This is a genomic window from Streptomyces sp. NPDC048288 (genome assembly GCF_043201555.1).
In the GTDB taxonomy this organism is placed as follows: domain Bacteria; phylum Actinomycetota; class Actinomycetes; order Streptomycetales; family Streptomycetaceae; genus Streptomyces.
In genome coordinates, this window is the sequence record NZ_JBICZD010000007.1 from 237806 (window position 1) to 263626 (window position 25821).

General features: G+C 72.0%; 20 protein-coding genes and 1 pseudogene. 7 read left to right on the top strand and 14 right to left on the bottom strand.

What is annotated here, in order from left to right:
- Positions 1-65 precede the first annotated feature (65 nt).
- Complete coding sequence (locus ACGFZS_RS25990; RefSeq protein WP_393659635.1) at positions 66-482, bottom strand: SsgA family sporulation/cell division regulator; 417 nt, start codon at positions 480-482, stop codon at positions 66-68.
- A gap of 219 nt (positions 483-701) precedes the next feature.
- On the opposite strand from ACGFZS_RS25990, the gene ACGFZS_RS25995 reads away from it, so the two are divergent.
- Together ACGFZS_RS25995 and ACGFZS_RS26000 are read left to right on the top strand one after the other, a co-directional pair.
- Positions 702-1787: a WD40/YVTN/BNR-like repeat-containing protein gene (locus ACGFZS_RS25995; protein WP_393659636.1), complete on the top strand. Its 1086-nt coding sequence runs from the start codon at positions 702-704 to the stop codon at positions 1785-1787.
- An 87-nt stretch (positions 1788-1874) separates the two neighbouring features.
- Positions 1875-2163: pseudogene (locus ACGFZS_RS26000) on the top strand (plasmid stabilization protein).
- A 1158-nt stretch (positions 2164-3321) separates the two neighbouring features.
- Here ACGFZS_RS26000 and ACGFZS_RS26005 read toward each other — a convergent pair.
- The 4 genes from ACGFZS_RS26005 to ACGFZS_RS26020 all read right to left on the bottom strand — a co-directional run bounded on the left by ACGFZS_RS26005 (position 3322) and on the right by ACGFZS_RS26020 (position 7837).
- Positions 3322-3492, bottom strand: a complete 171-nt coding sequence (locus ACGFZS_RS26005; RefSeq protein ID WP_362580095.1) for a hypothetical protein — start codon at positions 3490-3492, stop codon at positions 3322-3324.
- Positions 3493-3685: 193 nt separating this feature from the next.
- Positions 3686-6406 (bottom strand): ATP-binding protein, encoded by a 2721-nt coding sequence (locus ACGFZS_RS26010; protein ID WP_393797169.1) that lies wholly within the window; start codon positions 6404-6406, stop codon positions 3686-3688.
- A 475-nt stretch (positions 6407-6881) separates the two neighbouring features.
- Positions 6882-7349: a hypothetical protein gene (locus tag ACGFZS_RS26015; protein ID WP_393659641.1), complete on the bottom strand. Its 468-nt coding sequence runs from the start codon at positions 7347-7349 to the stop codon at positions 6882-6884.
- The gene (locus ACGFZS_RS26020; protein WP_393797170.1) at positions 7298-7837 is read right to left on the bottom strand and encodes an HdeD family acid-resistance protein; all 540 of its coding nucleotides are present in this window, start codon (positions 7835-7837) and stop codon (positions 7298-7300) included. The genes ACGFZS_RS26015 and ACGFZS_RS26020 overlap by 52 nt, the downstream gene beginning before the upstream one ends.
- Before the next feature lie 229 nt (positions 7838-8066).
- Here ACGFZS_RS26020 and ACGFZS_RS26025 point away from each other — a divergent pair, with 229 nt between their 5' ends.
- The 5 genes from ACGFZS_RS26025 (at position 8067) to ACGFZS_RS26045 (ending at position 13966) form a co-directional block, all read left to right on the top strand.
- Positions 8067-8537 (top strand): DUF1003 domain-containing protein, encoded by a 471-nt coding sequence (locus ACGFZS_RS26025; RefSeq protein ID WP_362580103.1) that lies wholly within the window; start codon positions 8067-8069, stop codon positions 8535-8537.
- Between the two features lie 178 nt (positions 8538-8715).
- On the top strand, positions 8716-8961 hold the full coding sequence (locus tag ACGFZS_RS26030; RefSeq protein WP_362580178.1) for a WhiB family transcriptional regulator: 246 nt from the start codon (positions 8716-8718) through the stop codon (positions 8959-8961).
- Between the two features lie 26 nt (positions 8962-8987).
- Positions 8988-11675, top strand: coding sequence for a glucosidase (locus ACGFZS_RS26035; protein WP_393797171.1), 2688 nt, complete (start codon positions 8988-8990; stop codon positions 11673-11675).
- The gene (locus tag ACGFZS_RS26040) at positions 11672-13123 is read left to right on the top strand and encodes an alpha-amylase (RefSeq protein WP_393797172.1); all 1452 of its coding nucleotides are present in this window, start codon (positions 11672-11674) and stop codon (positions 13121-13123) included. Before ACGFZS_RS26035 ends, ACGFZS_RS26040 begins: the two co-directional genes overlap by 4 nt.
- 393 nt (positions 13124-13516) lie before the next feature.
- The gene (locus ACGFZS_RS26045; protein ID WP_393659649.1) at positions 13517-13966 is read left to right on the top strand and encodes a hypothetical protein; all 450 of its coding nucleotides are present in this window, start codon (positions 13517-13519) and stop codon (positions 13964-13966) included.
- Positions 13967-13981: 15 nt separating this feature from the next.
- Here the strand turns inward: ACGFZS_RS26045 and ACGFZS_RS26050 are convergent, their stop codons facing one another.
- From ACGFZS_RS26050 to ACGFZS_RS26090, 9 genes are all read right to left on the bottom strand, one after another.
- Entirely contained in the window at positions 13982-14449 is a 468-nt protein-coding gene (locus ACGFZS_RS26050) for an SsgA family sporulation/cell division regulator (RefSeq protein WP_393659651.1), read from the bottom strand.
- Between the two features lie 89 nt (positions 14450-14538).
- Entirely contained in the window at positions 14539-14808 is a 270-nt protein-coding gene (locus ACGFZS_RS26055) for a hypothetical protein (RefSeq protein ID WP_393797173.1), read from the bottom strand.
- 111 nt (positions 14809-14919) lie between these two features.
- Positions 14920-15573 carry a BON domain-containing protein gene (locus ACGFZS_RS26060; RefSeq protein WP_362594573.1) on the bottom strand — a complete coding sequence of 218 codons (654 nt, stop codon included), beginning with the start codon at positions 15571-15573 and terminating at the stop codon, positions 14920-14922.
- Between the two features lie 154 nt (positions 15574-15727).
- Entirely contained in the window at positions 15728-16723 is a 996-nt protein-coding gene (locus ACGFZS_RS26065) for a LysR family transcriptional regulator (RefSeq protein ID WP_393797174.1), read from the bottom strand.
- Between the two features lie 114 nt (positions 16724-16837).
- Complete coding sequence (locus ACGFZS_RS26070; RefSeq protein ID WP_393659656.1) at positions 16838-19504, bottom strand: AAA family ATPase; 2667 nt, start codon at positions 19502-19504, stop codon at positions 16838-16840.
- A gap of 115 nt (positions 19505-19619) precedes the next feature.
- Positions 19620-22307, bottom strand: coding sequence for an AAA family ATPase (locus ACGFZS_RS26075; protein ID WP_393797175.1), 2688 nt, complete (start codon positions 22305-22307; stop codon positions 19620-19622).
- A 203-nt stretch (positions 22308-22510) separates the two neighbouring features.
- Positions 22511-24460: an amino acid transporter gene (locus tag ACGFZS_RS26080; RefSeq protein ID WP_393797176.1), complete on the bottom strand. Its 1950-nt coding sequence runs from the start codon at positions 24458-24460 to the stop codon at positions 22511-22513.
- Positions 24461-24546: 86 nt separating this feature from the next.
- Positions 24547-25284 (bottom strand): DUF1275 family protein, encoded by a 738-nt coding sequence (locus tag ACGFZS_RS26085; RefSeq protein WP_393797177.1) that lies wholly within the window; start codon positions 25282-25284, stop codon positions 24547-24549.
- Positions 25265-25789 (bottom strand): DoxX family protein, encoded by a 525-nt coding sequence (locus tag ACGFZS_RS26090; RefSeq protein WP_393797178.1) that lies wholly within the window; start codon positions 25787-25789, stop codon positions 25265-25267. The genes ACGFZS_RS26085 and ACGFZS_RS26090 overlap by 20 nt, the downstream gene beginning before the upstream one ends.
- Positions 25790-25821: the final 32 nt, after the last annotated feature.

The window sequence follows — 25821 nt, forward strand, 5'->3', positions numbered from 1 at the left end:
GTGGTACACGCTAGGAGGGCGCCGAAGGGACTGTCAAAGGAATTACCTGCGCGGAGCGGCGGTCCTCAGCAGGCGTCCCGCATCAGCTCGGCCAGGTCGTGGTCCAGGTCCAGCTGGAGGTGCTCGAAACCGGAGGGCACCAGGTCACCGGTGGCCTCCAGGAACCGGCGTATCTCGCCCGTGCGCACATGGATGACGGCGGTGCCCTCGGGGGCGTGGAACTCCAGCACGGTCCGGTCGTAGCCGTACGGCCGCACCCGGACGTCCCCGCTGCCCTCCGGGCCGTGCAGGCCGGCCGCGAGCAGTTCGCGGGAGAACGTCCAGCAGACGTCGACACCCTCCAGGGTGGCCGGGGCCGGGAAGGTCATACGGACGGCGAACGGGTCCTCGCGGTCGTAGCGCAGGGTGGCGGGAATGCTCGGCATGCGCGGCGACGCGGCGACCAGGCGTGCCTCTACGGGCTGCTCGATGACGGTGGACAACGCCTTGCTCCCTCATGACGGACGAACGAATTTCCGGGCGTGTGAGACCTGGCACTGGAAGAGACGACGGAAGTGGCCGATCCGTGCACACGAAAGGCGGGTGACCTGTGTCACCGGGGGCATTCATACCCTCGGCTTACCTCCTCCGGGACGCACGGGCCGTCTGGACGGAGCCGGGGGAGTGGGCTAGCTTCGCGCGCCATGAGGCGCTTGGGGAGCATGCGACGGACCGGACGAGGCCGACGGACGAGCCGGGTGGTGGCCGTGGGAGTGGCGTGCGGGGCGGCGCTGGCCGCGCTGACCGCGGGCTCCGCGCAGGCCGGGACGCGGGCACCGCACTGGGCGCTCAAGGACACCGGCACGCCGGACGTCCGTTTCCGCGGGCTGGCCGCCGTCGACCGGGACACCGCCTGGCTGGCCGGAACCGCCGGTACCGTGCTGCGCACCACGGACGGCGGGTCGAGCTGGCGGAACGTCTCTCCGCCGGGCGCGGGCGACCTTCAGTTCCGCGACGTGGAGGCGTTCGACGCGCGGCACGCGGTGGTGCTGGCCATCGGCGAGGGCGAGGCGTCCCGGGTCTACCGCACCGACGACGGCGGGGCCACCTGGACCGAGTCGTTCCGCAACACCGACCCCGCCGCCTTCTACGACTGCCTGGCCTTCTTCGACCGCCGGCACGGCCTCGCCATGAGCGACCCGGTCGACGGCAGGTTCCGCATCCTGTCCACCAGCGACGGCGGCCGTTCCTGGCGGGTGCTGCCGGACACCGGCATGCCGGCCGCCCTGGACGGCGAGGCGGGCTTCGCCGCGAGCGGCCAGTGCCTGGTCACCTCCGGGCCGAAGGACGCCTGGCTGGCGACCGGCGGCGGCGCGCACGCGCGCGTGCTGCACTCCGCCGACCGCGGACTGACCTGGACCGCCGCCGACACCCCGGTCCCGGCGGGCGATCCGGCCAAGGGCGTCTTCGCCCTCGCCTTCCGCGACCGCGCCCACGGTCTCGCCGTCGGCGGCGACTACCGCGCCGACCAGTCCTCCCCTCAGGCGGCCGCGGTCACCCCCGACGGCGGCCGCACCTGGCAGCCCGCGGCCACCCCGCCGCCCGCCTACCGCTCCGGCGCCGCCTGGCTCCCGCACAGCCGCACGGCGGCCCTCGCCGTCGGCCCCACCGGCACCGACCTCACCACCGACGCCGGCCGCACCTGGCACACCCTCGACACCGGCTCGTACGACACCGTCGCCTGCACCCCCGACCTGAGCTGCTGGGCAGCCGGCGAACAGGGCCGCGTCGCCCGCCTGGAGAACTGACCCGCGGGTACCCGGGCCCGGCATGCCGAGAGAGGAGCGGTCACGCCACGCGGATCCAGCCCCAAGCGGGAACGCCAGTACGAACACATCGAGGAGAGCGCCGCTCGACCGGGGCGAGAGCCAAGAGCGCGCCGAGGAGACCGCCGCCCGGACCGTCGACAAGGAACGCGCCCGCTCCGGCGAGTCGAAGAGCGCAAGCCGTACGTCCACCCAGGACATGCCTTCCGGCAGGCGCGGCGGCAGGCGGCCGCACACCGGGGCCCAGGGCCCCACCCACGACCCGTTCTACGAGGAGGCCGGGCGGCGCGGCATCGAGGGCCGTTCGGACAGGAACAAGGCCCAGCTGCAACGCGCTCTGGACGCCAGGAGGGGCTGACCGGGTCACCCGGTGGGGGCACGCGCGCGTGGAGCCCGCGGGCCGCTCGTGCCGCGGGTCCCGTCGTGGCACGCTCGCCCGGGCCGGGGGAGCCGGGCTGTACGCCGGGCATCTCTGACGCACCTTTCCGACCTGCGCCTTTAAGGTATCGAACCGGCTGTGACCTGCCAGGGCGGTTTGCAGAGGCGATCGGAGGCAGCCACCTCCGAAAGTGCCGTCCGGGCGGCCCGAGCCGGCCGGGCTGGATCGGCAGTGATGCCGCTGACGGGCCTCTGGTCCGTCTCTGGTCGAGCCGCGACGGGGACGCCTGCCTCCCTCCGGTGTCAGGACGCACGAAAGCCTCCAGGACGGCAATCCTGGAGGCTTCGCCGGCACCGACACCATGCCACACCCCACCCCGCGGGCCGCGCCCTCCCTCAGCACCCATTCACCGCGTCGAGCGGGCGCTGCAACGCCCGCTGCCTCCGGCAGCGCCGGACCTCGTCCTGCTCGGTGAGCTCACCGGCCGCCACGCTGCAGGCAGCTACCACCGGCTTGACACCGACGGCTGCACGGTTGTTCCGCGCGGCGACCGTCAGGGCCCTGCGGAGCACGGTCACCGGACGTTCGCCCGGCTGGGACGGGGCCGCCGCCTGTCGAAGGGCTACGAGTACCCGCCCGTCTGCTCGGAGAACGCCATCCACCTCACCAGGGCCGTGCTCCTCGTGCGGCGCCTCGCAAGACCAGCCAGCCGACCGGCTTTTCGGACGCCCTCCGGCTGGTCGACCAGTGGGCGGGACTGGAGCAGCCCGTGCCCGATCTCCCGTGCCACGCCCGTCAGCCGCGTGAGCCGGCCGACGCTCTCGACGCGCGATCCGACCTGACCGACGACCCGTTGGCGCCTCATCCGGGCACATGGGAGGTCGTCAATGGCAGCCACACCGGTCGCGGGCAGATCAACTACGCCGTCCCCGACGCTCTCCAACCGCAGCGGCGCATCCGCCGGTACCACGCGGACCGCGGTGTCCCTCTCACCAGGTGGCGCCTTGTCCGGTGGGCCGCAGGCGTTGCCTCCATGCTCACAAACCCTCTCTGCCGCGGCGCCCGCGGGCGCGGTCGGCACACGCCGCTGCTCCCGCCCGGATCGGCGGGAGCAGCGGCGGGCCTGCGGCGGTGACGTCACCAACCGGGCGGGATGATCCCGGCGACCGTCACGGTGTTCCCCGAGCCACGCTCCGGGGCGGAACCCGCGGTCGCCGTCGTCACCACGGTCGCGCCGACTGCCAGAGCGGCCGTCAGAAGGCTGGCGATCAACGCGGCCAGCGCACCGTACCTGCGGCGTCGTTCCATCTTGTCGGTCCTCCTCGCTCCCCGTTCGGGGACGTGCCGGAATGGGATGTTCATCGGCAGTCTGGCGTTCGGCGCCCCGGACAGGCTTCCGTCATGTGACCCATCGGGTGACCGCATCAAGGAGCCGGGGCGGCGCCATGGACCGGCATGGGGACGGACGGTGCGTGGCTGAAGTGCGCCATCGGCTGGAAAGTCAGGCGGTGCCCGTGGCCGACGTCACGGCGGCGGCCAGCTCCGAGCGGGAGGCGATGCCGAGCTTGGGGAAGATCCGGTAGAGATGGCTGCCGACCGTGCGGTGGGAGAGGTACAGCCGCCGGCCGATCTCCCGGTTGGTGAAGCCCTGGGCGGCAAGCCGTGCGATCTGCCACTCCTGGGGTGTGAGCCGGTCCAGCGGTCCGGGCTTGCGGTCGCCGCTCGCCTCGCCGGACGCCTGCAGTTCCTGGCGGGCGTCCTCGCCTTCGACCACGGCGCCGAGGGCGTCGAAGGCGTCTCGGGCGGAACGCAGGTGGACGCGGGCCTCCGACACCTGGTGGCGCCGTCGCAGCCAGGTGCCATAGGCGAACTGGAGGCGGGCCCGATGCATCGGCCAGGCCGCCAGATCGGCGCCGTGCGCCTCGGCGAACAGCTTCTCCGCGCCGTCGTCGGCCAGCATGGGTGCGGCGATCGTGAGGCCGGCCCGCAGCAGCGGGTTGCCTGTGGTCCGCGCGAGCGGGGCCAGTTCGGCGCAGCGGGCCCGCGCGGCTTCCCGGTGGCCGCTGCCGCCGGCGGCGACGACGTAGTCGGCCAGGGCCCACGCCCGCAGGTGCGGGTGGTAGGCGATGTCCGCCGGATCGAAGACGCGTGCCAGCTGCTCGTACGCCTCGTCGTAGCGGCCCGCGCCGAGGGCGGCGACGCCTCGGGCGATCGCCACCTGGGCGAGCATCGGTGGGATGCGGGCGGGCAGCAGGACCCGCTCGGCCCGAGCGGCGAGGTCCATGGCGGTGGCGGTGTCCCCGCGCCGGCCGGCCACCACGGCCGCGACGAGCTGGGTTCCGGTGGCCCAGAACGGCCTCCCGGACTCGACCAGCAGCCGGCCTCCCTCGTCGGCGGCGGACGCCGCGATGTCCAGCCGGCCGACCAGCACGGCCGCCCAGGCCTGGACGAGCAGACACCTGCCGAGTGCGCCGAACTGCCCCTGCTCCGACAGCCCGTCGGCGGCTGCCGCGAGGAAGCCGACCGCCTGGTCGCACGCTCCGACAGCTTGTGCGGTGTTGCCCAGAAGGTAGTCGTGGTACGGGTCCGGGCCCCCGGGACGCCGACGACCGAGCCGTCGCAGGACCGCGGCGCCCCGCCCGGTCGGATCGGCCAGCGCCAGGATCGACAGTACCTGCGGGTCGTCGGGTGCCGCTGCGGCGTCCGCCAGTCCGGCCATCCGCCGGCACACCCGCGGATCCGCGTTGGACCACCACATCCGCATCACCACGTTCTCCATCGTCTCCAGCGCCTCGACGGTGTGCCCCGCCCGCAGCATGCGCTCGGCCAGCTCGGCGAAGGCCTCGGCCGGGTTGAAGCCGGACCGGGTGGTCCCGTGTACCTCCCGCTCCCACTGCAACCGGAGGCGGTCCCCGGCTTCGAGTTCGAGCCTCTCCGCCTCGTCGAGCAGCCGCAGGACCTGCGCCGGCCGGCCGCCCTCGCTCCTCGCGACCGCGGCGCGGAGCAGGAGCCTGCCGCGCCGCGTCGGCCGGGCGGTGAGCCGGGCCGCCCGCGCGATTGCCGTGGCCGCCTCCGAGATCGCGCCACGGAGTCTGGCGCGATCCGCGACCGCCTCCAGCTCATCCGACAGGTCCTCGTCGGGGCCGACCGCTGCCGCCGCCCGGTGCCACACCCGGCGGTCCGGCTCGTCCCCCAGCAGCTCGGCCACTGCCGCGTGCGTCCGCCGCCGCTCCGCTTCGCCGGCCGCCTGCCGGACCGCCGAGCACACCAGCGGATGGCGGAACCGCACCCCGGCCGGGTCGGCCACGACGAGCCCGGCGGCCACCGCGGGCGCCAGGTCCGCGCTGGACACCTCGCTGCCGACCATCCGGCCGGCCGCGGCGAGGGCCGTGGCGCTGTCCCCTTCGAGCGCGAGCGCCAGGAGCGCGGTCCGGCATGCCGACGGCAGGCCGGTCAGGCGGGCGACGTACGCCTGCTCGAGCCTGTCGCTCAACGGCAACCGCGCGGGCACCTCCGCCCGGCCGGGCGACTCGCGCATCGTCACCGCCAGCTCCACCAGGGCCAGTGGGTTGCCGGACGCCTCGTCCAGCACCCGTCGGCGTACCCGGGGATCGAGCCGGGCACGCGAGTCCAGGAGCGCCGCCGACGCCGCGGTCTCCAGTGGTCCCAGCCGCAGCTCCGGCAGGCCGGCCATGCGCAGCGGGTTGTCGTCACCCTCGCCGTCGCGGCATGCGGCCAGAAGTACGACCGGATCCGCCTCCAGCCGGGTGCCGAGGAACGCCAACACCTCACTCGTCGACCGGTCCAGCCAGTGCACGTCGTCGGCGACCACCAGGACCGGACCCTGCTCGGCCAGCAACTCCAGGGCGGCCAGAGCGATGACGCAGACACCCGGGGCAGGTTTGTCGACGAGCCCGAAGGCACTCAGCAGGGCCTCCCGCTGCTGGGCGGGAAGCCGGCCCGTATCGGCGCGCAGATGCCACCAGAGCTGGTGCAGCCCGGCAAACGCCAGAGACGCCTCGCTCGGCACCCCCTCGCAGGTCACCACCAGCATTCCACGCTCGCGCGCCCGGCCCGCCGCCCAGTCCAGCAACGCGGACTTGCCGATGCCCGGTTCGCCCCGGACCAGCAGCGTCCCGCCCAGGGGTGCCTCCGACACGGCAGCGCTCAACAGCGCGTCCACCGCTGCCATCTCGTCGTCCCGTCCGATCAACGGCGTCATCACCGACCCCCCCGCCTTCGGTACTGACGTAGTGTCATCGTCAGCGCACCGCTACGGCAAGTACCGTCGGCCGCCTGCGCAGTTGATGGAGAACAGGAGCGCCAGGGGGCCGGCGGGCCGCAGGAAGCGGCCCTGCACAGCGGCCTCGACGGCCTCGCATCCGTGCACCCATGACCGGGCTCGTCAAGCGGCCCGCACAGAGGCGACGGCGCTCACTGCGCGCAGGCGTCCACCCGGACAACCCCCGAGCGGCGGCGAACAGACCGTTCAGACCGTTGCTCGATCGACATGCACACGAAAGGACCCGACCCGCGTTTCCACCGGTCGGGACCCTTGATCCGGAGTGCCCCGGCTGGGCTACGGCCGGACCCTGCTCAGGGTGGCGTACGCCGACTCTGCCCACGGGGGACGGGCCGGCGTCGACCAGCGCCCTGGCGGCTGCCGCCGCAGCCGCTCCGGGCCGCCCGCACGTCAGTTACTCCGCCGCCTCGGTGGCGTCGTCCGCTTCCGCCCTTGCCAGAACCGCGTCCAGGGTGGCGTACTCGGCCTCCTCGACGGCCGCGATCGCGAAGGAGATGGCATCGGAGGCATAGTCCTCGGCGTCGTCTGCGGCTTTCCGCAGCCGCTTCACGTCGCGTTCCTCCTTGCGTTCCTCGATCTTGTCGCGGACCGCGGTCACATGCTCCTGCCAGGAGGTCTGTACCTGGTTCCAGGCACCGGTGACATGCCCCTTCGTCTGTTCCCCGCTCGCCTTCAGCCGCTGGGCGCCCTGCTCGGCCTTGTCCTTCGCGTCGGCCACCGCGGCGGACAGCTTCTGCCGGTCCTGCGAGAGACCGGCCTCCACCGTCCGCTGCGCGTCGCGGGCCTTCTCCGAGAGCTCGGCGAGCTTGCTCACCGGGGCGGGCCGGGCGGCCGGGTCGGTCGGAGGCGTCGGGTTCGACATGAGTGCATCCCTTCGTTGACGGACGTGCTGTTCGTTGACGGACGTGCTGCGTACGGAGCGGTCCGACGGGTCCGCGCGGACAGCGCGGGCACGAAGGCGCCGTGCCGGATGCCGAAGGCGCCGAACACGGTGGCGAGTGTCACCGCCCCGCTGTCGGGCCGCGCCGCGAGCATGAACCCGAGGACGATCGAGACGAGGCCGCTGAGCGGCCACATCGCCCGCTCGCCCGCGCTCCCGCCGTGCCGGAACGACAGGGCCACCTCCATGACGCCGATGGCCGGTGCCCACGCCGCCACCCATGCCGTCAGCACCGGCGCCGTGACGCCCGGCCACGTCAGTGCGCCGAACGCCGCGGCGAAGGACAGCACGGCCGGCGGCAGATACCCGAGGGCCGGGCCGGCGCGGTCACGGCTGAAGGCGCGTATGAGATCGATACCGGCGGCCAGGAGCCCTCGCCAGAACAGAGCGGTGGCGGTCGACCTGGCCATGATCACGCCCTTCTCGTTCGGAGACCGCCCGCCCGCGCGGAGCGGAACCGCGGCGGTGCGGCCCTCACCCTGCCGCGGTGTGACTCGGCCCGCTTGCGTCAAACGACTCAACGGGCGGCTTACCCGTACGCGTTCGGCGTCGTCCGCAGTCGATTGACGGAAGGTCGGCGAACCGCCCGGCGCATACCCTGCGAGCGGCATCCCGTGGGAAGCGAACCAAGGAGTGGTCATGGGCTCTGCGACAAACGGGTCACACATCCGGCTCCGGAACGAGCAGGCCGTCCTGGCACGGATGCGTGGGACCCAGGACCGGATCGCTGACGCGATCACCACCTTCTCCGGGACCATGCAGTTCGTCTACATCCACGCGGTGTGGTTCACGGTCTGGATCACCTTCAACGAGGGGCTGTTCGGCCGTTCCGCGGTCTGGGACCCGTACCCCTTCGGGCTGCTCACGATGATCGTCAGCCTTGAGGCGATCTTTCTGTCCACGTTCGTGATGGTGAGCCAGAACCGCCAGGCGGTCCGTGAAAAGGTCCGCGCCGACCTGGACTTCGAGACCGACATCCGCTCGGAGGTGTGGTCGGCTCACATCGGATCTGCCCTCGGCGTCGACCCGGACATGGTCGAACAGGAGGTGCAGGAGCTCCTCGCGAAGAACCAGGCGAAGATGAACGGCGCCGCGCAGCCGAGCGAGTAGGCGGGCTCGTCGGCGTACCGTTCGCTCGTCAGTCGGACGACCGAAGCGGCGGCGCCGGCCAGGCGGTGACGATGCCCTTCACCGGGCCGAACTGTCTCCGGGAGGTCCCGTCATGATCCAACGCCACCGTCCTCTCCTCTCCTACTGGGACTGGCAGCAGCGGGCGCGCTGCCGGGGCATGGACAGCTCCGTCTTCTTCTCCCCGCCCGGTGAACACGGTCCCGAGAAGCGCGCGCGGGAGGCGAAGGCCCGGGCCGTCTGCAGGCGCTGCCCGGTGATCGAGCCCTGTGCCTGGACCGCCATGAGCGGTCCTGAAGCGTACGGCGTCTGGGGAGGCATGTCCGAGGTGGAGCGCAGACAGCTTCGGCGACCGGGGCGGCGCAGGGGCGTTGCCGCGGAGTCCGGGACGGCCGACTCTGAGTGAAGCAGTCGTTACAGGGAGGGCGTGCGATGGCGGCGAACAGTGGCGGTGCGGACGCGGAGCGGGCCCGGCTCGCGGAGGCCGACGCGGGGCGGGCGGCGTGGCGGCGCTGGGGTCCCTATCTGAGCGAGCGGCAGTGGGGCACGGTGCGGGAGGACTACAGCCGGGGAGGTGACGCCTGGTCGTACTTCACCCATGACCAGGCCCGCTCCCGGGCCTACCGCTGGGGCGAGGACGGCATCGCGGGCGTCAGCGACGACAAACAGCGGCTGTGCTTCGCGCTGGCGCTCTGGAACGGCCGGGATTCGATCCTCAAGGAGCGGATGTTCGGCCTCACCAACGCGGAGGGCAACCACGGCGAGGACGTCAAGGAGCACTACTTCCACCTCGACAACACGCCCACCCACTCGTACATGAAATACCTCTACAAGTATCCGCAGGATGCCTTCCCGTACGACGACCTGGTCGCCACCAACCGGGCCAGGGGCCGCCGGGACGTCGAGTACGAGCTGCTGGACACGGGAGTCTTCGACGAGGACCGGTACTTCGACGTGTTCGTCGAGTACGCCAAGGCCGGCCCCGAGGATCTGCTGGTCGAGATCACCGCGCACAACCGCGGCCCCGACGAGGCCACCCTCCACCTGCTGCCGACCCTCTGGTTCCGGCACACCTGGTCGTGGGCGGGCGGCACGGCCGTACCGAACCTGTGGCTCACACCGGGCGCGATCCGGGCCGACCACGAGGAACTCGGCGCGCGGTGGCTGTATTTCACAGGTGACCCGGAAACCCTCTTCACCGAGAACGACACCGACAACGAGCGCGTCTTCGGCTCCCCGAACGCCACCCCGTACGTCAAGGACGGCATCGACCGATGCGTCGTCCACGGCGAGACCGACGCCGTCAACCCCGGGCACACCGGCACCAAGGCCGCCGTCCACCATGTGCTCACCGTTCCCGTGGGCGGGAGCGCCACCGTCCGGCTGCGCCTGACCGACATCGAACTCGCCGACCCCTTCGACGGGTTCAACCAGGTGATCGAGGCGCGACGGGCCGAGGCCGACGTGTTCTTCGAGGGCGTGGTCCCGGACGGGCTGGGTGAGGACGAGCGCCGGCTGGTGCGGCAGGCGCTGGCCGGGATGCTGTGGAGCAAGCAGTACTACTACCTGGACGTCGAGCGCTGGCTGGCCGAGCACGGTGTGGATCCGCTGGCCGCCGATCCCCGGATCCGCAACAGCGCCTGGTACCACATGGTCAACGACGAGGTCATGTCGATGCCGGACACCTGGGAGTACCCCTGGTTCGCGGCCTGGGACCTCGCCTTCCACACCATCGCCCTGTCCGTGGTCGACATCGGCTTCGCCAAGTCCCAGCTGGAGTTGCTGCTGCGCCGCCTGTACCTGCACCCCAACGGCCAGATCCCGGCGTACGAGTGGAACTTCGGCGACGTCAACCCGCCCGTGCATGCCTGGGCCGTCCTCTTCGTCTACGAGCTGGAGAAGCACCGCACGGGCGGCGGCGACCGCGTCTTCCTGGAGAACGCCTTCCAGAAACTGATGAAGAACTTCACCTGGTGGCTCAACCGCAAGGACGTCGAGGGCAACAACGTCTTCCAGGGGGGCTTCCTCGGTCTGGACAACATCGGCGTCTTCGACCGCAGCTCCCCGCTGCCCACCGGGGGGCACCTGGACCAGTCGGACGGCACCGCCTGGATGGCCCTGTACTGCCAGAACCTCCTGGAGATCGCCATCGAACTGGCCGCCGAGAACCCCGTCTACCTGGAACACGCGCAGACCCTGTTCGAGCACTTCGCCTGGATCGCGGTCGCCATGAACCGCGTCGGCAAGGACAACGCGTCCCTGTGGGACGAGGAGGACGGCTTCTTCTACGACGTGCTGCGGCTGCCGGACGGCGGTGCGACCCGGCTGAAGGTCCGCTCCCTGGTCGGTCTCATTCCGCTCGCCGCGACCAGCGTGGTCGGCGCCTGGACCGACCGCCGCTTCCCCGAACTGGTCGAGGGTGCACGGGACTTCGTGCGACGGCACCCGGCCGTCGAGGCCCTCGTCTCCTCCGGTGACACCCTGGGGTCCGGTACGGCGGGACGGCACCTGTTCGCGCTGTTCGGCGAGGACCGGCTGCGCCGGATCCTGGCCCGGATGCTCGACGAGGAGGAGTTCCTCGGTCCGTACGGCATCCGCTCGCTGTCGCGGTACCACGCCGAGCACCCGTACACCTTCGAGGTGCACGGTGAGACCTACGGCGTCGGCTATCTGCCCGCCGAGTCCGACTCCGGCATGTTCGGCGGCAACTCCAACTGGCGTGGGCCGGTGTGGTTCCCGATCAACGTCCTGCTCATCCGTGCCCTGCTGAACCTGCACGCGTACCACGGCGACACGTTCACCGTGGAGTTCCCGACCGGTTCGGGCCGGCAGCTGAATCTCTACGAGGTCGCGCGGGAGATCTCCGGGCGGCTCACCTCCACGTTCCTGCGCGACGCCGAGGGCCACCGCCCGGTACACGGCGCCCAGCCGAAGTTCGCCAAGGACCCGCACTGGAAGGACCTGATCCTGTTCTACGAGTACTTCCACGGCGACAACGGCGCCGGTCTCGGCGCCTCGCACCAGACCGGCTGGACCGGCCTGGCAGCCGTCACCGCCACCCTGTTCCGTCTCGTCGGCGCCGGGGACTGGGGCGCCCTGAGGGAGGAGCCCCTGTCATGACAGTGATCTACGAGATCAACACCCTGGTATGGCTGAATGAGTTGACCGCTCGGTACGGACGCCCGGTCACCCTGGGCGAGGTGCCCGAGGAGGTGTGGGACGAGGTCGCTCGGCCGGGTATCGACGCCGTGTGGCTGATGGGCGTGTGGGAGCGCAGCCCGGCGGGACTGGAGATCGCCCTGCGCAACGAGGAGCTGCTCTCCTCCTTCCGCCACGCCCTGCCCGACCTGGCCACCGGTGACATCGCCGGATCGCCGTACTGCGTACGGAACTACGTGGTCGACCCGGGTATCGGCGGTCCGGCGGGACTCGCCGAGGCACGCGCCCGGCTGGCCGCGCGGGGCGTACGCCTGATCCTCGACCACGTCCCCAACCACGTGGCCCCCGACCACCCCTGGCTCACCGAACGCCCGGACTGCCTGGTCCACGGCACCCCCGACGACCTGGCCCGCGACCCCGAGGCGTTCCTGAAAGCGGGCGATCAGGTATATGCGCGTGGCCGGGACCCGTACTTCCCGCCCTGGCCGGACGTGGTCCAGCTGAACGCCTTCGCCGACGACCTGCGTGCGGCGGCCGTGGAGACCCTGGTGTCGATCGGCGACCAGGCGGACGGGGTGCGCTGCGACATGGCGATGCTGCTGATGAACGACGTGTTCGCCAAGACGTGGGGACATCGGGCGGGAGCGGCCCCGGCGGAGGACTTCTGGTCGTACGTCATCCCGAAGGTCCGGGAGCACCACCCCGACCTCCTCTTCGTCGCGGAGGCGTACTGGGACCTCGAATGGGCCCTCCAGCAGCAGGGTTTCGACCACTGCTACGACAAGCGGCTCTACGACCGCCTCGTCCACGAGGACGCCGAATCCGTCCGTGCCCACCTCCGGGCCGACCTCGGCTACCAGCGCCGGCTGGTGCGCTTCATGGAGAACCACGACGAACCCCGGGCCGCCACCGTCCTGCCCGGCGACCGGGAGCGTGCGGCGGCCGTCGCCGTCGCCACCCTGCCCGGCGCGACACTCTGGCACGAGGGCCAGTTCGAGGGCCGCCGGGTGCGCCTGCCCGTGTTCCTCTCGCGCCGGCCGCAGGAACCGGCCGATGAGGCCCTGCACGCCTTCTACGAGCGCCTGGTGACCGCAACGGCCCACGTACGCGAGGGCGACTGGCAGCTGCTGGACTGCGCGGGCTGGCCGGACAACGACACCCACCGCAATCTGCTGGCCTGGTCCTGGTCCGCCGGCCAGGACCGGTACGTCGTCGTGATCAACTACTCGGACCGGCCCGCTCAGGGGAAGCTTCCGCTGCCCTGGACCGATCTCCGCGGACGGTCGTGCACTCTGGCCGAACTGCTCGACGAGAACACCTACGACCGGGAAGGCGACGAACTCGCCGGCCCCGGCCTGTTCGTCGCGCTCGACCCCTGGCACTGGCACCTGCTCTCGGTCCGGCGGTAGCCGAGGGGGTGGCCCCTGCCCGTCACCGCAGGGGCCACCCCCCGCTCATGCGGACTCCTGCGTCCCTGCGGGCTTCTTCCCGGACGCGTCCCCGTACGCGCCGCCGGCGCGGGCCCCACCGGCCCTCAGGCAGCCATCCGTGCGCTCCGGCCCGGATCGTCTGCGGCCGGACGGGTCGGGCTGTTCGGACCGGTCATGTCGCCTCCTCCGGGCGGCTGAGCGGTCCCTGGGGTCGTGGCCGCCATCGGGATCCGGGTCCGGCGGTGACGGCTTGAGTCGGACGACTGAGATGCCTGCCTTGCGACGGGAACGCACCGGACGACCGGGATGCGGCCTTCGGGGCAGTCGTCCGACCGAAGTCCGGCCCGGTTCCGGTCACCTAGCTTCGGAGTCATGAGAACGATACGAGTGACGTCTCCTGTGACCGTGGTCGTGAAGTCCCCCGACCCCAGGTTCGGTTGTGCCATCACCACCGCACTGCGGGAGCGGCCCCGCGTCCGCGTGCTGCGATCGGATCAGGAAGCACGGGCGGATGCGCTGCTCGTGCTGGCCAGGGAACTCGACGAACAGGTCCTCGCCCTCATGCGGGGGGCGCGGCGCCCCCGGTGCGAACAGGGGCCGCCGATCGTGCTGGTGGCCCAGTACGTCGGCCCCGGTCAGCTGCTGCGGGCCGTGCGTCGCGGGCTGGTCGGGGTGCTGCCCCGGCACTCGGGGCTCGACCAGATCGTGCTTGCCCTGCTGCGTACCCGCGAGGGCCGCAGGCGCCTGCCCGACTCCGTCCTCGCCGAGGGACTGGATCTGCGCCACCGCGCCCAGGCCCTCGACGGTGCGGAGCTCGGGTAGGCACCAGGGGGACCGTCAGCGGTCCCCCCGCGCCAGGACGCGTTCGAAGGACTCGTCCCAGTCCATCGACAGCCCTTCCGTGCCGAGGGGTACCGACGTGAGCGTGCCGGCGATCCACCTGCGCACGGGGGCGAGGCGGATTTCCAGGAGCGCCCCGCCGCGCCGTCCCTGCAGCAGCACCCAGAGGCCGTTCCCGCCATGGCGCGGGCACGGCGGCAGGATCCGGACGTCGCCGTCGCCACTCGGCTGGTGCATGCCCGCGATCAGCAGGTCCCGCGAGAGCGCCCATGTGACAACGCCCCCGGCGGAGTTGGAGAACTCGACGTGCACCTCGAGGGGCAGGGACTCGTCGTAGCTGAAGCGGGCCTGGAGCGGCAGGCTCTCGTACAGGGTCACATGCAGCCAGACCGTCAAGTCGAGGTCCGGGCAGTCGTGTTCGGCGGAGCGTATGTCCCCGCATGGGTTGTTCTGCGGAACGGCCATGCGCTTCCCTTTCTGTGCTGATTCGTGCCGACGTTCTCGAACTGCGCCCGGCGCGGCCTGCAGGCCGCGCCGGGACGTGGCACACCGGCTCAGTCGGCCAGGTGCCTCAGGCTTCGCCGCTGGTGGACGATGATGTAGCCGAGCAGGGTGTAGCCGGCCAGGTGCCCCACGGAACGGGCGAGCCTGTGGCGCGGGGCGTCGTGGAACCGGTGATGGTGCTCGGGTTCGCGGGAGACCGGCTTGGTGCCGGCGATCAGCGCGAGAGCGTCCCGCAGCAGGTGTTCGAGATCGGTGCCCGGCTCGCGGAACCAGCCGTGGTCCTTCGACTCCTTCGCCCGGGATCGCGCGGTGTCGTGCATGGTGTGCTTCCTCCTGTCGTCCTGGTCGGACGGCCGGCGAAGAGAGCGGGCCGGTCCCACGGTGTGTTCCCGGGGAACCGGCCCTGGTGCAGCCCTCTCGCCGACCGGGTGTCAGCCGGTGATGTAGAGGTCGTCCTGGACGTCGTAGACGCCCGGGGCCATCCAGGCGGCCGCTATCACCGCGTCGTGCTCCGCCCAGGTGCGGACATGGCCGGTGAGGACGACCGTGTTCTCGTTGGTGGTGATGCCGACGTCGCTGTCGTCGAGGATCAGCGCGTTGCGGTCCAGCGCGTCCTGGACCAGCAGGGTGACGTCGACCGGGTCGGCGTCGTCGGCGATGTCGATCTTGTTCTTGACGTTGCGCACGCCGGTGAGCCCGGAGACCGCGTCTTCGGCGGCCCCGCGCTCGGAGCCGTACCGGACGATGCCCGTCAGCGTCAGATTGCCGTCGTTGGCGGTCGCCTCGACGCCCAGCGGCACGGCGATGTTCATCAGGAGCACGTTGTTCGCCGTCGCGGCCAGCGTCGCGTCGTCGCGGTAGTGCTCGGGCGGCAGCACCACCTCCAGGTGGTTGTGAACCTTGGTCACACCCGCGACGCGCCGCGCCGCGTCGGCGGCCTCCACGTACTGCAGGTAGCTCGGGACGGTGCCGGTGAGCCTCACCTCGCCGTTCAGGTTGTGGACGGTGATGTCCGTCGCGTCCACGAACGGGTCGAAGGCGAGTTCCGCGTCGACCGCCTGGTGGATGTCCTTGGTCTTACCCATCGGGGGATCCTTCCGTTCCGGGTGAGGGCCGCGCATTTCTGCGCCGTCATCAGTTCACCGCGAAACCCCGGTGTCCGTGAAAGCGATCCCGACGATACTGGTATTGGTCGGCTCTATGGATTTCGTGTTCCGCGGTTGCGGTTGGGACTCCGGCTCAGACGGCGATGTTTTCCGCGGTGTCGAAAAGCATCTGCTGCACTTCACGGGGCAGGTCCGCGCTCCACACCAGACCGGCGGTGGCGGAAAGCCGGGACCGCTCGACGCGGACGGGCACCATCTGGTGGCACGCGGCGTCGGTCGCCGGCCGTGCCTCGCTCCCCACGCGGTGGCACGGGCCCGTCAGGACGGCGCTGGGCCGGCTCCCGGTCGCGGCGAAGGCCAGCGTCATGGGCAGCGACTGTCTGAACGGCGGGTCGGTGAAGTCGAAGCGCGGGTTGCCGGTCCGCAGCACGGTGCGCCATGCGTCGTACGTTCCGGGATCGAGGCGGCGCGGCCCGTGGATGATGTCCATGCGGGCGAGTTCGTCGAGGCCGATGCCTCCGTGCGCGGCCGCCGGGTGCTGTTCCGGGACCCAGACCTCGGGTTCGAAGACCCCGATCTCCATGACGTCGAGAGGGTCCGGCAGCGTGCGGTCGGCCGGGCTCATCCAGCCCAGAGCGGCGTCGGCCCGCCGGTCGAGGATCGAGGAGAACTCCGCGTCCAGCGCCGTTTCCAGCCACGTCACGTCGACATCGGCGGCGGCGGAGCGCAGTCTGGAGACGGCTTCCGCGGCGAGCGTGGACGGCAGGTGCGGCTGGACGATGAAGCGCAGGCGGGACCGGCCGAGACCGGCCGCCCGCCGGGTCCTGCTCACTCCGTGATCGACCAGGGAGAGGACGGCCCGGGATTCCTCCAGCAGTACGATGCCGGCCTCGGTCAGCCGTACGCCTTCCCGCCGTCGTTGCAGCAGCGGTGTGCCGACGAATTCCTCCAGGCGCCGAATCTGCTGACTCAGTGTCGGCTGCCCTACATACATGCGTTCCGCGGCATGAGTAAAGGTGCCCGCCTCGGCAACCGCCACGAAATAGCGCAGATGGCGGAGTTCGATACCCTGGGGCGCCGAATCCTCGGAATCGAGCAAGAAATCCGATCCGTTCTCGGCTGTTTCCATGCGGTCACATCCGGCGACTTGTGAGAAGCGGACTCCTGTCATGGTGCCGGAAGCCGGGGCGCCGGGCTTGCGTCATCCGACTGCCGCGGTGTCTTCACCGCCGCGGTCGCCGGATCATGTTCCGCCGCGGTACATCGTCACCACCGCGGTGGGCAGGCTGAGTTGCTGCGCTATCTCGTCGTCGGTCAGCCGCAGCGCGGCCAGCTGGGTGATCTGTGCGAACCGGGCTGCGCACGCGTCGGGCCAGACGAGCGGGGCTCCGGCCGCCCGCAGTTCGAGCCGCGCCTCGTCGCCCCACGGGAGCGCGCCGATCCGGTCGAAGGCGGACTGCGCCGAGAGCAGCAGCGACCGTGCCTGGTCGAGCCGCCCCAGGCGGCGCGACCAGGAGCCGTAGGCCAGCTCGATCTTCGCGCGGGCGTACGGCCAGCTCGACAGGTCCTTCCGCAACGCCGCCAGGTAGAAGTCCTCGGCGTCCTCGTCGGCGGCCAGGACAGCGCGGGCGTACGACAGGTGGACGTGCAGGATCGGTGACGGCGTCTCCTGTGCCAGGAGTTCCAGATCGGCCACCACGGTGCGGGCGTCCTCGCGGTGGCCGGCGCGTACGGCCGCGTCCGCCAGGAACATCAGGCTGGTGAACCTCTCCCGCTGGTGGAAGCTCGGATCCTCCGGATCGAACGCCCGCCGCAGCATCCGGTACGCGTCCCGGTTCCGGCCTTCCGCCAGGTACGCGGCCCCGCGGGCGAGTTGAACGCAGGACAGCAGGTCGTTCAGGAGGCGGCGGGCCGCTTCCATTTCGGCCTCGGCGGACAGCCGCAGCGCCTCCTGTGTGTCGCCGAGGAGCGCCTTCAGGACGGAGTCGCACACCAGCGTCCCGGTCCGCCACACCGGCTGCCCGGTCTCCACGGCCAGCCGCTCGCCCTCCTCGGCCGCGGCGGCCGCCCGCACGAGGTCCCCGAGCACCAGGTGGATCATCACCTGCATGGACAGCACCTGGGACAGCAGACCCAGACGGCCTTGCTCGCGCAACGTCATCTCGGAGTGCACGAGCAGTTCGGCCGCCAGGGCCTCGTGCCCCACCGCGTGCGCCGCCATGCCCAGGACCCGCAGGACGTCGGCGTCGTCGCCGGGGTCCGCCGCGTTGAGCGCGTCCATGACCTGCCGGGCACGCAGTACCGGTTCCGCCACCGCCAGGGTCGCGACGCAGCGCGGGTCGTCCGCGGCCTCGGGCAGCTGGTCGACACAGTCGGCCACACGCTCCCGGGCGGCCGGCCCGGTGTCGGCCCACCAACAGCGCAGGGCCGCCCCCAACAACAGGTTGAGCGCCAGATCGGCATCGGCCGCGGCGGCGGACCGCAGGGCGATGTCGCACAGCTCGCTGACACGGACGGCGTCGCCGGGGATGCCGTCGTCGAAGATCTCGCGGAGCCATTCCATGCGAGCCCGGTCCAGGTCGGTCAGATCGGTCCTGGCCGCCGACTGGAGCAACGCGTTGACCATGTCGCCACGGCCCAGTCCGAAGGCGTGCTCGGCGGCCATCAGCAGCCGGTGTCCGCGCCGCGCCGACCAGCTCGTCAGCTGTGCCGACCGCTCCAGATCGGTGATCGCCGCTATCACCGCGCCCCGGCGCAGGGCCTGGGCGGCGTTGGCCTCGAGATCGTCGGCGATCCGGTCGTCCGGGCCGACGATCGACTGGGCCCGGTGCCAGGTCCGCCGGTAGGGATCGGCCATGACATCGGCCAGCGCGCTGTGGGCCGACTGGTGCCGGGCCAGGGTTTCGGCCTGGAGGACGCCCGAACGCATCAGGGGATGCAGGAAGGCGACGCGGCCGTCCCGCACGGTCACCAGCCCGACCGCCTGCGCGGGGGCGAACACCTCGGGGGTGACCTCGTCCGAGCGCAGGACCGAGACCGCCGCGATGATTTCGGTGAGCTCGTCGGTCGGATCGACGGCCGTGACGAGCAAGGCGTCCCGGGTCGCCGAGGGCAGCTCGGCACCGCGCCCCGCGAACGCGTGCTCCAGCCGGTCGGACAGGCTCAGCGGACGCAGGCCGGCGTCCGCGACGAGCCGGGCGCCGCCGCCCGGCCGCAGAGCCGTCATGGCGACCGGCAACTCCCGCAGCGCCAGCGGATTACCGCGTGCCTCGTCCCGGATGCGCCGCCACTCGGCCGGACCCAGCCCGGGGGCGTGATCCGCCAGGATCCGCGCCGCCGCGTCGTCGTCCACGCCGCCGACGTCCAGCTGCGGAAAACGGGCGTTGAGGAACGGGCCCGTGTGGCCCGTGCGCATCACAGCGATGATCACCACTGCTCCGGTCACGCGCCGCGCGACGAACGTCAGCACCTCGTGCGACTGCGGATCCAGCCACTGCACGTCGTCGGCCAGGACCAGCACCGGCTCGTCCTCCGCCACGGCCGCCAGCAGGTTGACGACCGCCATGGAGATCAGGAACGGCTCCGGCGGCGGGCCCTCGGCCAGCCCGAACGCCGCCGACAGGGCATCGCTCTCGTTCCGCGGAAGCAGCGAGACCCGGTCGAGGACCGGACGGACCATCTGGTGCAGTCCCGCGAACGGGAAGCCTGCCTCCGCCTCCACGCCGACCAGCCGAAGTATCCGGAAGCCCCGGTCCCGCCCCTGGGACTCCGCCTCGTTGAGCAGCGACGACTTGCCGATGCCCGGATCCCCGAGTATCAGCAGCACCTCGCTCCGCGGCGGCGTACGGTCGAGGAGCCCCGTCAGCACCGCGATCTCCCGCCGCCTTCCGACCAGCATCGCCGTACCCATGGCTTCCTTCCGACGACCCCTCAGTGCGGCCACGGTAAGCACCCGGCGCGGTCGGCGGCTTGGGTCATCCGACTGATCCCGGGTGCTCATCCGGTGCTGCGGCGCGGGGCTGGTCTCAGCCGTCGGTCACGGCCGTCTCCGGCCGCTTCAGCACGGACCCCAGCTCACCGCGCGACCTGATTCCGAGCTTGGGGAAGACCCGGTAGAGATGAGCCGCGATCGTACGGGGCGACAGGTGCAGTCGTTCCGCCATCTCCCGGTTGGAGAGCCCTTCCGCGGCCAGGCCGGCGATCAGTCTCTCCCGCGGCGACAACAGGTCCACGACGGACGGGAGCGGGCCGTCGGCTCCCTGAGTGCCACTGTGCCCGGCCCAGTCGCAGGCCCCGACGAGTTCGAACGTGGTCCGCGCCGCGAGCAGCATCGGGCGCGCCTCGGCGGACTGGCGCCGGCGCCGCAGCCACAGTCCGTACGCCTGTTCCGTCCGGGCCTTGACGAGCGGCCAGCGGGCCAAATCCTGGCCCAACGCCGCCATGTACAGCTCCTCGGCCGCGGACTCGGGGGCGAGCACGGCCCGTGCGTACGGCAGTTGGACGTGCAGCAGCGGGGCGGGGGTGATGCGCGCGACCTCCTCGAGCTCCGCGAGCACGTCCACGGCGTCACGGCGGGCGCCGCTGCGGTCCGCCGCCGTGGCGAACGGCATCAGCGCGGTGAAGCTGTGCCACGTCAGACGCTCACGGGGCTGGTCGAACAGCGGCCTCAGCTCGTCGTACGCCTCGGTGTACTGCCCGGCACCGAGCCGTGCGTGGCCGCGGGCCAGTCGCAGCCCCGGGACCAGATCGGCGCGCTCCCATGCGGCCACGGTGTCGGCCAGCTCCAATGCCCGCTCCTTTTCCCCGCGCAGCCCGGCGGCGACCGCGTCCAAGCCGGTCAGCGCGGCGATGGAGCCCGGCTGCCGGGTCTCGGCGACGATCCGGCGCGCTTCGTCGGCGAGGGTCGCCGCACGCGGCCAGTCCCCCAGCAGCAGCAGGTCGGCGGCCTGGGTGAGGAGCACGGCCGACAGCAGGCCGAGCCGGCCCTGATCGCGGAAGACCGGTTCCGCCCGGCCGAGCAGGTCGACCGCGCGGATCGGGTCGCCGATCGCGTGCGCGGCCATACCGAGCAGCCGCAGCCCGTCCGCGTCGGGGAGAGCCGACACCGCCGCGGTCGACGGCAGCCGGCCGGCCACCGCCCGGCCGCGGAGCACGGGTTCGGTCAGCGCGAGAGCCGCGATGTGGCGCGGGTCGCCCGTGGCCGTCAGCCGGTCGGCGGCCGCGACGATGCCGGCTCGCCGGGCGGAGCCGGCATCCGCCCCCTGTGCCCGCAGCGCCGCACTCAGCAGCAGGTCGAGGGCCAGGCCGGGATCGCCGGCCGTGGGCTCGGTGATGTCGAGCGCGCGCGCCGGGACCGGCTCCGCCTGCGGGCCTGCCTCGGAGATGTCGCGCAGCCACCCGGCCTTCGCTCGGTCCGTGCCGCCGAGCTGCTGGCGTTCGGCCTCGTCGATCAGAGCGTGGGTCAGGCGTGTGCGGCCGAGGCCGTACGCGTGCTCGGCCGCACCCAGCAACCGGTGTCCCCGGGTGGCCGAGTCCGTGGTCAGCTGCGCCGATCGCTGGAGCGCCCAGATGGCCGCCACGACTCCGTGACTCCGGAGCAGGGGAACGTGGGCATCCGCCAGTTCGTCCGCCAGTTCGTCGTCGGGGCCGTTGACGGACTGGGCACGATGCCAGGTGCACCGGTCCGGATGGTCGGCCAGCACCTGCGCCAGAGCGGCATGGGCGGCTCGCCGCCTGGCCGGGGCCTCGGCATCCAGCACCGCGAACCGGACCACTGGATGAAGGAAGTGGACCTTCGTCCCGTCGAGCCGTATCAAACGGGCTGCGACCGCGCTGTCGAGGGCGTCCACCGGCACCGGCCGACGGGTCAGAACGGAGGCGGCCGCCAGGACTTCCGAGAGTTCTCCCGTGTGGGTGACGGCCGCGATCACCAGGGCGTCCCGCGCCTGGTCCGGCAGTGCGCCGAGCCCGCCCGCGAACGCCGTGGTCAGGGCGGAGTTCACCGGCAGGTGGGCCCATGCGCCTGGAGGGCCGGCCGGGGGCCATGCCGCGGGGAGTTCCACCAGCGCGAGCGGGTTGCCGAGTGCCTCTCCGAGCATGCGCTCGCGCACGGCGGCGGGAAGCGCGGCCGCACGGCGGGCGAGCAGCCGCCGCGCCGAGGCTTCGTCCAGCACCGGCACGTCCAGCACCGGCATGCCCGGAAGAGTCCATCCGCTGCGGAGGGCCGCGAGGATGACGACCGGGTCGTGATCGGCCCGGCGCGCCATGAAGGCCAGTACTTCCTGGGAGGGCCTGTCGAACCACTGCACGTCGTCGGCGATCAGCACCACGGGCCGCTCGGCCGCCCTCGCGGCGATGAGGTTCAGCGCGGCCAGCGCCACCCTGAACGTCTCCGGCGGCGGCGCCGACCCGGTCTCGAACGCCGACCGCAGGGCCCTGTCCTGTCCCGCGGGCAGTGAGCCCGCCGAGCCGAGCACCGGTTGCAGGAGTTCACGCAGGCCGCTGAAGGGTGCGCCACCGGCGCGCCCCGCCGCCCCGATCACCTGCCATCCCGTGGACCGGGCATGGTCGGCGGCGGCCCGCAGCAACGCGGACTTGCCGACGCCGGGGCGGCCCTGAAGCGCCAACGCGCCACCGGTACCGGGCAGCCTCCCGGTCAGTTCCCGCAGGATCCTCAGCTCTCCGTCGCGTCCAAGGAGTTCGGCCTCGTGCATGCGTCCCCCCAGTCATCCCGGTACGCTCCGCCCTTCTCCAGGAATCGTAGAAGTTCTTCAGCGGCGGGCCTTGAGTCAAATGACTGCCGGAGCGTGCCCGTACTCCGACGTGAACGCCGAGGCGTCGTCGCCGGCGATGCTGCCCGGCGACGTTCGTCCCGCTTCTGCACGCGGCCGGCCTCGGCCACTGCCCGAGGCGGCGCTCAGCCGACGTGGACGCGAGGGCGCTTCGCCCGGTCGGGCTCCGCCTCGCGGAGGACCTCGCGGGTGACGGTGGCGACCTCGCCCTGGCCGAAGAGGAAGAAGCGCAGGAAGTTGGCGAAGGGGTTGCCCTCGGACCATTCGAAGTACATGTGCGGGCGCCGGCCGCTCAGATCGCGGACGTGCAGGAGGAACGCGGCCAGGGCGTTGGGGACGGCGGAGTGCTCCACGGTCAGCACGCGGTAGCGGCCGTGCAGGACGTCGCCGCGTACGGTCAGGTACGCCTCGAACTCCGAGGGGTCCGGAACGGTGACCTCGACGAAGATCAGGTCGTCCTCCGGCGGGACCTCGTTGTCGGCCCTGATCTGCTGGATCTTGTCCCGGTACTCGGCGGCGTCGCGTTCGTCGGGCTCGTTGGCGATGAAACGGATGGTGCGGTGCGACGTGTCGCGGACGAAGCGTTCCGCCATCGGGTCCAACGACACGCCGGTGACCCGCAGTTCGAAGGCGCGGGCCAGCCGGGAGGCCAGGGAGAGGATCATGATGCCCGCGATGAAGCAGGCGCCGATCTTGACGCCGTCGGGCCGCTCGACGACGTTGACGACGGTGGTGTAGACGAACACCACCGAGATCACGGCGAACGCGACGGTCCGGTTGCGCTGTCCGGCCCGGTGGGCCGCGATGGTCACCGCGACGGCCGCGGAGCAGATGAGCACGAGCACGCCGGTGGCGTAGGCGCCGCCCTGGGCGTCGACGTCGGCGTCGAAGATCCAGGTGACCAGGAACGCCACCAGGATGAAGACGATGACCATGGGCCGCACCGCGCGGGCCCAGTGCGGAGCCATTCCGTAGCGGGGGAGGTACTGCGGCATCAGGTTGAGCAGTCCCGCCAGGGCGGAGGCGCCGGCGAACCAGAGGATCGCGATGGTGGCGACGTCGTAGACGGTGCCGAAGGCGCTGCCGAGATGGTCGTGCGCCATATACGCCAGCGCCCGTCCGTTGGCGGCGCCGCCGGGCTCGAACTCCTCGGCCGGGATGAGCAGGGTGGTGATGAAGCTGGAGGCGATCAGGAACCCGCTCATGATGAGCGCGGCCGTGGTGAGGAGCTTCTTGGTGCCGCGGATCCTGCCGCTCGGCCGCTCCTCGGTGTCGCCCGGGTCGCCCTCGACGTGCGGCATGACCGCGACGCCGGTCTCGAACCCGGACAGGCCGAGTGCGAGCTTGGGGAAGACGATCAGCGCCACGCCGATCATGGCCGGGACGTTGCCGTGTTCCGCCGTGAGCGCCGTGGTCCAGTCGGTGATCACGTGCTCTTCGGTCGCCAGCTGCCACAGGCCGGTGACCATGATGACCGCGTTCAGCGTCAGATAGACGCCGACCAGGGCGACGGCGACACCGATCGCCTCCAGGAACCCCTTGAGGAACACCGCCCCGAGCAGCGCGATGAGCAGCAGCGTGACGAGCATCTGCCGGCCGTGCAGCCAGTGCGGCGCATGCGGGTTCTCCAGCAGATGGACGGAGGAGTCCGCCGCGGACAGGGTGATCGTGATGAGGAAGTCGGTCGCGGCGAAGCCGAGCAGCGTCAGGACGAACAGCTTGCCCTTCCAGAAGGGCAACAGCCGCTCCAGCATGGCGATCGAGCCCTGACCGTGCGGGCTCTCCTCGGCCACCCGGCGGTAGACGGGAAGCGCGCCGGCCAGGGTGACCAGGACCAGCACGATGGTCGCCACGGGCGACAGCAGCCCCGCGGCGAGGGCGGCGATGCCGGGCTGGTAGCCGAGGGTTGAGAAGTAGTCGACGCCGGTGAGGCACATCACCCGCCACCAGGGCTGCCCCTGGTGGGCGCTGCGCTTCTCCGCCTGCGGCCCCGTCTGGTGCCTGGCCATGTCCGACAGGCCTTCCAGGAGCCATGCGTGAAGTCGATTGGTACGGGTGGGGGCGGGCGCGGACATCACGAGCTCCTGGCGGGTGAGGGACAGGTCCAGCCCGTCGGGGAGGACGGCGCCTCTGTCCGAACGGGGTCAAGACTGCGTGAGCCTCAGGACGGCGGCCGGGTCCATGGCGCGCCGGTGGCGGACAGACGCCGGGTCACCGCCGTGGTGAGCGCCAGGAGCAGCAGGGCAAGGCCCAGGACGAGCACCAGATGTCCGTGCAGCAGGAGCGCCGCGCCGACCAGGGCGCCGACCAGCATGGCCAGCACGGACAGGATCCGCCGGCCCTGCCGCGGCGCCGCGTCGGGCCCCGGGACCGAGTCCGCGGCCAGCCCCGTCAGCGTCAGCGTCAGCACGGTCGTGGTGAGGTCGGGGACGGCGAGGCGGCGCGCCACCGCGTTCTGCAGTCCCATGGCGAGCCCGAGCGCCGTGATCAGCGCGTACTTGACGGCGGTGGTGACCTCGCCGTCCGTGGCCGCCGTGACGGCGACGGTGACGGCGACCAGGAGCGTCTGCGCGCCGGTGGCCGCCGTCAGCAGGCGTCCGCGGTTCGCGGCGTACCGGCCTCCCAGCCTGCCGCCGGCCAGTGCGCCGAGGAGGAACGCCGCCAGCGCGACGACGGAGGCGAGCGCGGACAGGCTGGGGGCGCCCGCCAGCGCGAAACCGAGGAACACCACGTTTCCGGTCATGTTGGCGACGAAGACGTGCCCCAGCCCCAGATAGCTCACCCCGTCGACCAGCCCGGTGACCACGGTCAGCGTCAGCAGGAGCGGAGGCAGCGGGCCGTGGCGGTCCCCCGTCGGCGGCGCGAGCGTGCGGGCGGCGTCAGTCAGCAGCCTGCGCATGGGACACCCCCTCCGGTGCGGTGGCTTCCCGGTGCAGTACCAGGCGGGTCAGCAGTCCGCTCGCGGGGCCGGTCACGATCGCCGCGAGGGCGACCCACACCGGCCACGGCGTGAGGCCCAGCATGTGGTCGAGGGACCAGCGACCTGGCCCGGTGAGGGCCAGCGCGGCGCAGACGGCGACAAGGACCAGCGGGTACTCGTAGCCGTCGTGCTGCACCCACAGGCCATGGGGCCGTTTCACGGTGGCCGCGACCGTCATCACGCCCATGGCGGCCATCGCGGCCGGCGGTGTGAGCAGGCCCGCCGCCAGGAACAGGCCGGAGCCGAGCTGGCTGACGCCCGCGACGAGCGCGGTCAGCCGGCCACCGCGGAACCCGTCGCGGCGGAACTCCTCGGTCCCGCCCGCCAAGCCGTTGCCCCCGAGCCGGAAGCTCACCTTCTGCACCCCGTGGCCGGCGATGAGCAGCCCCACCACCAGCCGGAGCACCAACAGTCCGGCGTCCATCGCGCCCTGCCCGTCCCTGACGTCCGCGTGTC

Bases quoted from the DNA above. Each gene is read 5' to 3' on its own strand.
- ACGFZS_RS25995 (WP_393659636.1), top strand. From the start codon at position 702: ATGCGACGGACCGGACGAGGCCGACGGACGAGCCGGGTGGTGGCCGTG.
- ACGFZS_RS26005 (WP_362580095.1), bottom strand. From the start codon at position 3,492: ATGGAACGACGCCGCAGGTACGGTGCGCTGGCCGCGTTGATCGCCAGC.
- ACGFZS_RS26010 (WP_393797169.1), bottom strand. From the start codon at position 6,406: ATGACGCCGTTGATCGGACGGGACGACGAGATGGCAGCGGTGGACGCG.
- ACGFZS_RS26015 (WP_393659641.1), bottom strand. From the start codon at position 7,349: ATGTCGAACCCGACGCCTCCGACCGACCCGGCCGCCCGGCCCGCCCCG.
- ACGFZS_RS26020 (WP_393797170.1), bottom strand. From the start codon at position 7,837: ATGGCCAGGTCGACCGCCACCGCTCTGTTCTGGCGAGGGCTCCTGGCC.
- ACGFZS_RS26025 (WP_362580103.1), top strand. From the start codon at position 8,067: ATGGGCTCTGCGACAAACGGGTCACACATCCGGCTCCGGAACGAGCAG.
- ACGFZS_RS26030 (WP_362580178.1), top strand. From the start codon at position 8,716: ATGGACAGCTCCGTCTTCTTCTCCCCGCCCGGTGAACACGGTCCCGAG.
- ACGFZS_RS26035 (WP_393797171.1), top strand. From the start codon at position 8,988: ATGGCGGCGAACAGTGGCGGTGCGGACGCGGAGCGGGCCCGGCTCGCG.
- ACGFZS_RS26040 (WP_393797172.1), top strand. From the start codon at position 11,672: ATGACAGTGATCTACGAGATCAACACCCTGGTATGGCTGAATGAGTTG.
- ACGFZS_RS26045 (WP_393659649.1), top strand. From the start codon at position 13,517: ATGAGAACGATACGAGTGACGTCTCCTGTGACCGTGGTCGTGAAGTCC.
- ACGFZS_RS26050 (WP_393659651.1), bottom strand. From the start codon at position 14,449: ATGGCCGTTCCGCAGAACAACCCATGCGGGGACATACGCTCCGCCGAA.
- ACGFZS_RS26055 (WP_393797173.1), bottom strand. From the start codon at position 14,808: ATGCACGACACCGCGCGATCCCGGGCGAAGGAGTCGAAGGACCACGGC.
- ACGFZS_RS26060 (WP_362594573.1), bottom strand. From the start codon at position 15,573: ATGGGTAAGACCAAGGACATCCACCAGGCGGTCGACGCGGAACTCGCC.
- ACGFZS_RS26065 (WP_393797174.1), bottom strand. From the start codon at position 16,723: ATGGAAACAGCCGAGAACGGATCGGATTTCTTGCTCGATTCCGAGGAT.
- ACGFZS_RS26070 (WP_393659656.1), bottom strand. From the start codon at position 19,504: ATGGGTACGGCGATGCTGGTCGGAAGGCGGCGGGAGATCGCGGTGCTG.
- ACGFZS_RS26075 (WP_393797175.1), bottom strand. From the start codon at position 22,307: ATGCACGAGGCCGAACTCCTTGGACGCGACGGAGAGCTGAGGATCCTG.
- ACGFZS_RS26080 (WP_393797176.1), bottom strand. From the start codon at position 24,460: ATGTCCGCGCCCGCCCCCACCCGTACCAATCGACTTCACGCATGGCTC.
- ACGFZS_RS26085 (WP_393797177.1), bottom strand. From the start codon at position 25,284: ATGCGCAGGCTGCTGACTGACGCCGCCCGCACGCTCGCGCCGCCGACG.
- ACGFZS_RS26090 (WP_393797178.1), bottom strand. From the start codon at position 25,789: ATGGACGCCGGACTGTTGGTGCTCCGGCTGGTGGTGGGGCTGCTCATC.